The organism is Coprococcus sp. RTP21428st1_C9_RTP21428_210409, from assembly GCF_040227395.1.
Classification (GTDB): domain Bacteria; phylum Bacillota; class Clostridia; order Lachnospirales; family Lachnospiraceae; genus Coprococcus; species Coprococcus aceti.
Genome location: NZ_JBEHVV010000090.1, coordinates 1 through 9,875 on the forward strand (window position 1 = coordinate 1; position 9,875 = coordinate 9,875).

Consider the following 9,875-nt stretch of genomic DNA (forward strand, 5'->3'; position numbering starts at 1 on the left):
GTCCTGAAGTTCATAGCATCCTGGGCACCGCCGATGGACACCAGACTCAAAAATGTTCTGAATATCTTATAGTATACAAATTGTGCAATATAGTAGATCGTAAATATACTCCACAGCAGGTAGGCTATGGCTGCATTTGCATATCTGTGCCAGAAGGAGGTCAGTGCTGACAGGGTAAGTCCGCATGCCAGCGCAAATGTCAGGGGATGTAGTATGCTGCTGCCTGCAGATCCATAAATTGCAATGTGAAACAGGAGCTCCATATAAATAAAGGCTAGCGGAAAGAATATGGAACGCCACAGCAGACCACAGTGTCTGCTTTGAGTTGTATCTGTTTTCATCTGGCATCTCCTTATTCGCGTGCGAGTATGTCGTCAAGTGCACCCCTCACTCCTATAGGATCTGTGACCAGAAGAGTGTGGAAACCAAGCTTTGCGGCGGCATCGAGATTCGCCTGCCTGTCATCAAGAAAAATGGATTCCTCAGGGACAAGGTTATATTTGTTGCAGAGATGCTCATAGATGGCGGCGTCTGGCTTGGTCACGTGGTATTCATAGGAGACCACTCTTCCGTCCGTGTAAGGCAGGAAGTGGAATCTAGGCGTGTGGAGTGCAAACAGTCTTCTTGGGTAGTTGGACAGGAGGTAGATGTTGTAACCTCTGGACTTGAGATCCTTGAGCCACATGTCGGCTCCCGGGAACATGTCCACCACTTCATCGAGATTGTTCATGAACAGGTCTATGTAGCTGCTGCATTCCGGGCTGAGTTCCTTGAAACGTTTGATGAGCTCTGGCTCAGGCATATCGTCCAGGTCAAAATGATTCCACATAGGGTGGTTTATCATGTTGTGATCAAGAGTATCTATCACGTCCGCTGGTATGCCAAGCTTCTCCATGGTGCTTTTCCAGTGGAAGTCTACGAGGACCATGCCAATATCAAAGATTATATTTTTCATATGTATATTCCTTTCGTGTCGTATGCTGCCGTATAAGTGCAGATTATGTCGTCACAGAAATTTTAACTCATAATAGGACAAAAATATACTCAAATATTTGCGGAAATGCTGACAAATACCTAATATGCTTGTTTACAGTTTTCCGGTCACAGTGTTACAATGATTAAATCGGCAATGTAAGGGGAAATACAGTGTATGATATACGTATTTGTGGACTTTGAAATGAATATGATAGATTCAGAGTATAAGAAGGAAAAGAAAATATGTAAGAGTGAGATCATAGAGATCGGTGCGGTTAAACTGGATGAAGATTATAATGAGATAGATTCGTTTAAGAGTTATGTGAAGCCGGCATATGGAACCATGGCTTCGCGTATAATAAAGCTCACAGGAATAACAGATGATATGGTGGAGGATGCTCCTTCATATGCTTTTGCCATGGGGAGCTTTATAGAGTGGTGTGCTGATGCCGATGTGATATACGCATGGAGTGAGAATGACCTGAGACAGCTCCGCAAGGAGGCCAGGCTGAAGGAATACACGCACCCCGGGTTGGAAAGTATCATATCAAGGTGGAAGGATTTCCAGAAGGAATATGCCAAGCTCATAGGAACGTCAAGAAGGATATCACTGTCGGACGCTGTGTTTTATCTGGGAGAAAACTTTCAGGGGGCAGAGCATGATGCCCTGTGGGATGCCAGGAATACCGCTGAGGTGTTCAAGCTCTCAAAGGATGAGGAGAATTTTTTCAGGATCATGGCCCCGGTCATCGATGTGTACAAGCCCAAGAAGAATCTGACATATTCCCTGTCCGAGGCATTTGGAGATATACATCTGGGTGAATAGATATGTAATTGATGACTACATAGAATAATAATGTGGATTATTAGGAGGACTTCATGAACTGGAATAAGAGGGATACAGTGAGGACCGTGATTATATTGTGCGGTGTGGTGCTGTTTGCATATGTACTGTTTAATTTTGATAAGGTGTCCAGTATGTTCAGCTGGCTCATCAATATACTCATGCCATTTGTCATAGGATTTGCCATAGCATTTGTGGTGAATGTACCTATGAAGGGACTTGAAAAGGTATTGTTTAAGAATAAAGACAGCAGACTGTACAGGTTCAGGAGACCAGTGTGCCTCATACTGTCGTTCCTGTGCATAATAGCTGTTCTCACGTTTGCAATAACTATGATCATACCTGAGATGTCCAAGACTATAACTATGTTTGCAGAGAAGCTGCCATCGGCCATGGATGATATACAGAGGAAGGCGATCAAGCTGATGAAGGACCAGCCGGAGATAGTGGATAAGATAAAGAGTATCAATATTAATTGGGATGCACTTATATCAAATGTGGTTGGTATTGTGAAGAACGGCGGCAGCAGTGTATTGTCTTCCACGTTCTCCATTGCCAGCAGTGTGGTAGGCGCCGTGGTCGATGTTCTGGTGGGACTGTTCTTTGCGTGCTACATACTGGCTCAGAAGGAGACTCTGGAGAAGCAGGTAAAGGGTGTATTGTATGCGGTGTTCAGGGAAGAAAAGGCGGACCGATTCATTCAGACTTGTGTTCTTGCGGATAAGACCTTCTCCAAGTTTATCTCAGGTCAGTGCCTTGAGGCGTGCATACTTGGACTTATGTTTTTCATTACGATGACCATATTCCGTATTCCGTATGCGCTTACGGTCAGCATCATCATAGCAGTATTTGCACTGATCCCGGTTGTTGGAGCATTTGTCGGATGTTTTGCCGGAACGATTATGATCCTGGTAGAGGATCCGAAGCGTGCCATAGTGTTTCTGATCATATTTGTCGTGTTGCAGCAGATAGAGGGAAACTTCATATATCCTCATGTTGTTGGCGGTTCGGTGGGACTTCCATCTATATGGGTACTTGTGGCGGTCATGCTTGGAGGTGATATGTTGGGCATTCTGGGTATGCTCATATTTGTACCGCTTTTCTCCGTCCTGTATGCGATGTCTGAAGAATATGTGGTTAAGAGACTCAGAGACAAGGGCATATCGTGGAGGAAATATAATCTGGCATGCAACATCCCCGAGGGGCGATGGAATGGAAGGCTGGATGAGGAATGTGCGTCTGATGTCAGCAAGGTGGACGCCGGGCAGACCGGGACGAATGAGTCAAATGCACCGAGCGGTACAGCCGGAAGCGGCAATTCTGGAAAAAATAATACAGGCAGAAATAGCACAGAAAGAAATAACATAGAAAGAAATAACACAGGCAGAAACAGTAACAGAAATAAAAACTACAAGAAGAGAAAAAAATGACGGCTCATATATGGCATCATCTGTGTGGTGATACATATAGCCGTTCAGAAAGAAGGATATACACATGTACAGAGACATAGCGAAATTGGTTTTATACAGAGATCTAGGAGAGGACAGCATACTTATGAAGCTGTCTGGAATATTTGAGGATTTTGATCTCAAGAGGTGTGAGAATGCGGAGCTGTGTGCCCGCATATACGATCAGATCAAGAGACTGCTCGATCTTGCGACCAGCTATGGATTCGACAAGAATCTGTGGCACAACTATCTGGCATTTATACTTATCACCAATGAGAACTCATTCAGTATAACAAGTGAGAAGGTAGGAGCAAATGACGGAACCGTTAATTATTTCGCCAAGAATGATTTCAGGATATTCAAGAAGCTGTTCGACTTTGATTTCTCAGAGATAGAGAGCGCACTTGGAATAGACTGTTTCTCAACTATCAACAACTATAGGTCTATTGGCAAGAAGGAGAGAATGTACAATAAGAATGTCAGCGAGAAGGTTCAGGCTGTCAGCAATGCGATAGAGGAGGCTGAGAACGAGGACCAGATATTTGACATAGTGACATCATTCTACAAGGCATATGGTGTTGGTATGTTCGGTCTCAACAAAGCGTTCAGGATCACCCGTGAGCATGGAGATCTGGAGTTTGTACCTATAAATAACACAGAGGATGTCATGCTGGATGATCTCATCGGATATGAGATCCAGAAGAAGAAGATCGTGGACAACACTGAGGCATTTGTGGAGGGCCGCAAGGCGAACAATGCACTTCTCTTTGGTGACAGTGGAACAGGAAAGTCAACCACGATCAAGGCGATCATCAACGAGTACTATGACAGAGGACTTCGTATGATAGAGATATACAAGCATCAGTTCCAGGATCTGTCGCAGGTCATATCGCTTATCAAGAACAGAAATTACAGATTTATCATATACATGGATGACCTTTCATTTGAGGAATTTGAGATAGAGTACAAGTACCTCAAGGCTGTCATCGAGGGTGGACTTGAGATCAGACCTGACAATGTGCTCATATATGCCACATCCAACCGCCGTCATCTCATCAAGGAGACATGGAACGACAGGAATGATATGGAGAATAACAATGGTATTCACAGAAGTGATACCATTCAGGAGAAGCTGTCACTGGTCAACAGATTCGGAGTCACGATCAGCTACAGCGCACCTTCACAGAAGGAATACTTTGAGATCGTCAAGGGACTTGCTGAGAAGGAGCACATCACCATGGACGAGAAGGAGCTCTGCGCAGAGGCAAACAAGTGGGAGCTTGCACATGGCGGCATAAGCGGACGTACTGCACAGCAGTTTATCAACTACCTTAAGGGGCAGGGATTGTAAAAATAATTGCTGTTGAACTACGGTTTATATTTTGTTATTATTAAGTTAATTTTGTAGAGCAAGATACTTTGATAAGGAGTGTGGAAAGATGATAGATCTTAGCAGCAAGAAAGGTAAGACACTGGTATCCAGAATAATTGTTGTGGTTCTGTGTATCGCTATGGTTGTTACACTTTTAGTTTCAGCATTCTAATAGGAAAACAGGTCGAATTGGAGAGTAGATATGAGAGGAAAGTTTGGAGAGCACCAGACGGTGCGATCGATACTTAAGAGTCTGCCAAGTACTGTCCACGACGATGTGACAAGAGCCGGAATAGGAGATGACTATGCCCGGCTCTTGTTGCGTGATGGGGGTAGCGGAGACACCGGCGCAGCTAAAAGCGTGAATGTTGCGGCTGGTGTGTGCTGTGACAGCGGGTATATGGGACTCAGACTTGATATAGCGAGACTTTACAACAGTATAAGGATTGGCGGATATATGCCATGGGCGGCAGTAGATACCATAGTTATGCCTGATGACGATGAACGACGCATGAAGAAACTGCTCAGAAAGCTTGCGGGCATATGTGCGGAGTACGGCGTTGACATAGTGACGGGACATACTGAGGTGAACAGTGCTGTTGCCGAGCCAATTATAAGTTTGACAATGATGGGAATATCTGTAGGTCAGGAACATGCAGGATATGATGATTTAGACCTGTGTGGATCAAAACGACTGGCCGGTATGGACATTGTTATGTGTGGACAGACTGGCGTTGGGGGAACTTTGCAGCTCTACTATGACAATCAGAAGGAACTTTTTGAGAGGTATTCGGAGAGCTATCTGAGACCTGTGGAGCAGCTCGAGCAGCTTATACTGCTTGGCGGCCAGGTTGACATAGCATTAGATCATGGCTGTATATATTCACACGACATATCGAGGGGCGGCGTATTTGCAGCTCTCTGGGAGATGGGAGATGCGCTGAAGTGCGGGCTTGAGGTATGTCATGACAATATACCGATACTTCAGGAAACAATAGAGATATGTGAGCACACCGGGGATAATCCGTATATGATAGATGGTTGTGGTTCTGCACTCTTCGTAGTTCCGGATGGAAAATTGCTGGCTGATAAGCTCTATGAGGCAGGATATGAGGCTTCAGTCATAGGCCATCTTACGGAAAAAAGCGATAGGGTTGTGGTGCACGACGACGAGAGGAGATTTCTTACACCGCCAAGGTTTTTATAGGAGGAGTAGTATGCTAAATATAGTATTACATGAGCCGGAGATCCCGGCCAATACAGGCAACATAGGAAGAACATGTGTGGCAGCAGGCGCAAGACTGCATCTCATAGAGCCGCTGGGCTTCCAGATAAATGAGAAACAGCTGAAGCGTGCCGGGCTTGATTACTGGGACAAGCTGGATGTGACAACGTATGTGAATTTCGAGGATTTCCTTGCAAAGAATCCCGGAGCAAAGATATACATGGCGACAACCAAAGCCAGGAAGAAGTATACAGATGTGAAGTTTGAGGATGACGCATACATCATGTTCGGCAAGGAGAGCGCGGGTATACCTGAGGAGATCCTGGTTGATTATAAGGATACATCTATCAGGATTCCGATGTTCCCAGACATTCGTTCACTGAATCTGGGCAACTCTGTGGCAATAGTGCTGTATGAAGCACTCAGACAGAATGATTTCCCAGGTCTAGAGGAAGCGGGAAATCTACATCGTCTTAGTTGGGACATGTAGTGATAGAGGGGGAATATACATGGCGTATCCTACAAGTGGAAAAAAGATGCTGAACATATGCATTCTGGATATACTGAAGAAATATACGGACTGTGACCACACCATGGATCAGAAGGATATCATTGCGAAGCTCAAAGAGGATTATGATATAACTGTGGACAGAAAATCCGTAAAGGCAAATCTCAACTGTCTGGTGGATTATGGCTATGACATTGAGTACACCGAGACTGAGCGAGAAAAGAAGGATGGCACAAAGGAGATACTCACGTCGAACTGGTATTACAACCACGAGTTTGACGATGCAGAGCTTCGAATGATGATAGACAGTATCCTGTTCTCCAAGACCATACCGGCTGGTCAGGCAAGTCAGCTCATAGACAAGATAGCAGGTCTGTCAAATATATATTTTACAAACAAGATGACGCATGTGAGCAGTCTTCCGGGTCTCGAGCACACCAGCAACAAGCAGACACTGTTCAACGTGGGAATGATAGACGATGCCATATCTGAGAAGAAGCAGATATCATTTGTTTACAATAATTATGGTGAGGACAAGAAGCTTCATCCGAGGCGGGAGGAGCCGTACGTAGTCAATCCGTATCAGATGGTGGCGAATGACGGAAAGTATTACCTCATCTGCAATTACGACAAGTATGACAATCTGTCGAATTACAGAGTGGATAAGATGACACAGGTCCAGATAGTTGACAGGCCTGTGAAGAACCGCACAGAGGTAAAGGGAATGGAGCATGGACTCAACCTTCCAAAGCATATGGCTGAGCATATCTATATGTTTGCCGATGAGCCGGTGACCATAGTGATGCGTGTCAGAAAGGCTGCCATATCGGATGTGGTGGATTGGTTTGGAAGAAACTTTGATGTGGTCGATGAAAATATAGCCAGACAGTACGAAGGCTTCAGGGAGACTGATGATGATGTAACTTACGTGCGGCTTGTGTGCAGCCGTCAGGCGATGGCGCACTGGGCGATGCAGTATGGAACCTCGGTGGAGGTCATTTATCCCACAGAGCTCAGAGCCCAGATCGGTGAGGCTGTAAAGGAAATGAATAACAAATATAATAATTAAAGAGATGGCTGTCAGTATAATTCAAAAAACTGGCAGCTTTTTTATAAAAAAAATCGCTTTTACCGCAAGAAAACACAGATTTTGATCGGAATATATATTAGAAACACACGGGGAGGTGAATGATATGGTAACTAGGAACAATTATATATCGAAGCTGAAACGGCATAATGAGAAAGCTCTGGAGTTTGTGGTTCAGGAATATGGAGGGCAGGTGAAAGCTGCTGTGTACAAGAATCTTTCGGGCATGCCGGAGGAAATTGAAGAGTGCATGGACGATGTGTTTCTGGATGTATGGAACAATATAGACAGATTTGACGAGAGCAAAGGCTCGTTCAGAAGCTGGATAACGGCAATTGCAAGATTCAGATCCATAGATTATCTGAGAAGATACAGCAGAAGATGTTCGGAGGAAGACATAGCAGACTATGAGAACAAGCTTGCAAATGACAACCTGCTGGAGATACTCAATGAGGAGATATCGGACAGCATGGAAAAGCTGCTGAGTGGTCTGTCGGACGAAGACAGGGACATCATTCTGAGGTACTACTGGGATGACCAGTGTGTAGATGAGATAGCGGAAGATTATGGGGTATCTTCATCATCTATCTACAGCAGAATGTCCAGAGCAAGAAGTCGATTGAAACAAGTGTAAAGGCGGTGAATGATCATGAAAAACGGAAAAGACAGAAATGTACATGATGTTATGAACGATGTAAATGTGGACATTGAGACCATGGATATGTCGGATGAAGAGAAGGATGCCTGTGTGAAGAGGCTCAGGCACAAGGTGAAGGCGAGGGAAACCGGAAGAAATCATGGATGGAAGACGGCGGCAGTGGCGGCTGTTCTGATCCTGTCGGGAGGCGGACTGACATATGCGGCAGAGAACGGCTCGCTGGCATGGTTTTTTGACAGTCTGAGTAGGGAGACAGGAAGTGTTATTCCATCAAAATATGTGGACGAGAGCTACATAAATAACGAGTATAAGGGCAGTGTAAAGGTGATAACCGAGTCCGATGCAAAAGTAAGCTTTGATCTGAAGAAGGTAGCAGTGGATGGCAATCAGGTCAACATTGCGATGGTGATAACATACGATGACTTTGACACAGAAAAATATGAGAGCTTTGATGCTCAGATGCAGATAATAGAAGGCGGTGCGAACATCGTCAGTGAATATGCGGGCAGCACGGCTCCTGGCGATGGAATCTCGCTCACGAACAAGCAGACAATGTCTGATATTGTATACAAGTTAAAAAAGAAAAATGCATACAAGGTGGGGGATGTCATCACCATGAGATGTAACAGCATTACCCTGTTCAACAAAAATAAATCAAGTGATGGCGCGGTCACCTATGTAGCAGACGAGGTGGATGGCCCTTGGACCTTACAGTTTAAGGTTCAGGATGATATGCAGGGACATAGTGTGGATGTATCCGGCATAGATGGCATTGAAAAATGTACAATAAATACAAAGGGCATAACCATTGACATTACTGAAAATGCGGCGGTCGATGATGACTCGCTGGAGAATATAATACTTGAGATGACAGACAATAAAGAATTGAAAGATGTAGTATATGGAATCGGCAAGACCGGTGATGGCGACAGCATACAGAGAATGGAGTTGAACTTCACTAAGCCGATAGATGTTTCACAGGTGAAAAATGTGTGGATAGATGGTAGGAAATGTAAAGTGAAATAAATAGAGCCGGGGTATTACAACAGAGACATTCTCTGGGGTAATACCCCGGCTTTAATATTCTGCGATATCTTATGAGTCCTTGATCCTGAATTTGCCATTGCTCTTCACGCCGGACGATGATATGTCTGTATCGGAGTGGTGTTCAGTGTGCTCGACATGCACAGGCTTGATAGGCACCTGCATATCCTTCTCCTTAGGAAGAGAGAAGATAAATTCGCTTCCCTCGCCCTCCTCGGATGTGAGGGTGATCTGCTCGCCGTGAGCCTTGATGATCTCTTTGGTTATGGCCAGTCCCAGTCCGGTTCCGGTCTTGTCCTTGCCACGGCTCGGATCCGTCTTGTAGAATCTCTCAAATACCTTCTTCTGGGCATCCTTTGGAATTCCCACGCCTTCATCCTTGACGCTTGTATATATCTTGTTGTCCTTCTCAGTCACCTGAACCCTGATCTGGCGTCCCTCAGGTGTGAACTTTATGGCGTTGTCAACCAGATTGTATATAACCTGCTGTATCTTGGTTCTGTCGGCGTATACCACTGTGTTGTCGGTGAGGAATACGCTGTCCAGGAAAATTCCCCTGTCCTTGCACCTTTTCTCAAATGTGTTGATGGTCGGTGTGATGATATCCCTGATATCGAAGTTGGACTTGTCAAGCTGCAGGTCAAATGAGTCAAAGTTGTTCAGCTCCAGAAGTCCCTGTGTCAGCTTGGTCAGTCTCTGTGCCTCATTTAACAC

The 9,875-nt window shown here is 45.0% G+C and carries 10 protein-coding genes and 1 pseudogene; 8 read left to right on the forward strand and 3 right to left on the reverse strand.

The annotated features are described in order from the left end of the window. Both ABUA34_RS12895 and ABUA34_RS12900 read right to left on the reverse strand, forming a co-directional pair. Window positions 1-341 (reverse strand): annotated as a pseudogene (locus ABUA34_RS12895) (LTA synthase family protein); the annotation flags it as partial. 11 nt (window positions 342-352) lie between these two features. Further along, entirely contained in the window at window positions 353-955 is a 603-nt protein-coding gene (locus tag ABUA34_RS12900) for an HAD family hydrolase (RefSeq protein ID WP_055145127.1), read from the reverse strand. A 195-nt stretch (window positions 956-1,150) separates the two neighbouring features. Between ABUA34_RS12900 and ABUA34_RS12905 the strand changes: the two genes are divergently transcribed. The 8 genes from ABUA34_RS12905 (at window position 1,151) to ABUA34_RS12940 (ending at window position 9,143) form a co-directional block, all read left to right on the forward strand. Further along, on the forward strand, window positions 1,151-1,801 hold the full coding sequence (locus ABUA34_RS12905; protein WP_022216962.1) for a 3'-5' exonuclease: 651 nt from the start codon (window positions 1,151-1,153) through the stop codon (window positions 1,799-1,801). Between the two features lie 53 nt (window positions 1,802-1,854). Then, complete coding sequence (locus ABUA34_RS12910; RefSeq protein ID WP_161171327.1) at window positions 1,855-3,249, forward strand: AI-2E family transporter; 1,395 nt, start codon at window positions 1,855-1,857, stop codon at window positions 3,247-3,249. Window positions 3,250-3,313: 64 nt separating this feature from the next. Then, a complete protein-coding gene (locus ABUA34_RS12915) occupies window positions 3,314-4,618 on the forward strand; it encodes an ATP-binding protein (RefSeq protein WP_161171326.1) in 1,305 nt (434 codons plus the stop codon). A gap of 223 nt (window positions 4,619-4,841) precedes the next feature. After that, window positions 4,842-5,846, forward strand: a complete 1,005-nt coding sequence (locus ABUA34_RS12920) for an AIR synthase family protein (protein WP_349823440.1) — start codon at window positions 4,842-4,844, stop codon at window positions 5,844-5,846. 10 nt (window positions 5,847-5,856) lie between these two features. Next, complete coding sequence (gene trmL / locus ABUA34_RS12925) at window positions 5,857-6,354, forward strand: tRNA (uridine(34)/cytosine(34)/5-carboxymethylaminomethyluridine(34)-2'-O)-methyltransferase TrmL (RefSeq protein WP_022216959.1); 498 nt, start codon at window positions 5,857-5,859, stop codon at window positions 6,352-6,354. A 19-nt stretch (window positions 6,355-6,373) separates the two neighbouring features. Further along, window positions 6,374-7,441 carry a WYL domain-containing protein gene (locus ABUA34_RS12930; RefSeq protein WP_161171325.1) on the forward strand — a complete coding sequence of 356 codons (1,068 nt, stop codon included), beginning with the start codon at window positions 6,374-6,376 and terminating at the stop codon, window positions 7,439-7,441. Between the two features lie 124 nt (window positions 7,442-7,565). After that, a complete protein-coding gene (locus tag ABUA34_RS12935; protein ID WP_015534656.1) occupies window positions 7,566-8,093 on the forward strand; it encodes a sigma-70 family RNA polymerase sigma factor in 528 nt (175 codons plus the stop codon). 15 nt (window positions 8,094-8,108) lie between these two features. Further along, complete coding sequence (locus ABUA34_RS12940; protein ID WP_349823441.1) at window positions 8,109-9,143, forward strand: hypothetical protein; 1,035 nt, start codon at window positions 8,109-8,111, stop codon at window positions 9,141-9,143. 69 nt (window positions 9,144-9,212) lie between these two features. On the opposite strand, the gene ABUA34_RS12945 is transcribed toward ABUA34_RS12940, so the two are convergent. Next, window positions 9,213-9,875 (reverse strand): sensor histidine kinase (locus ABUA34_RS12945; RefSeq protein ID WP_349823442.1); only part of this gene is annotated, 663 nt, incomplete at its 5' end.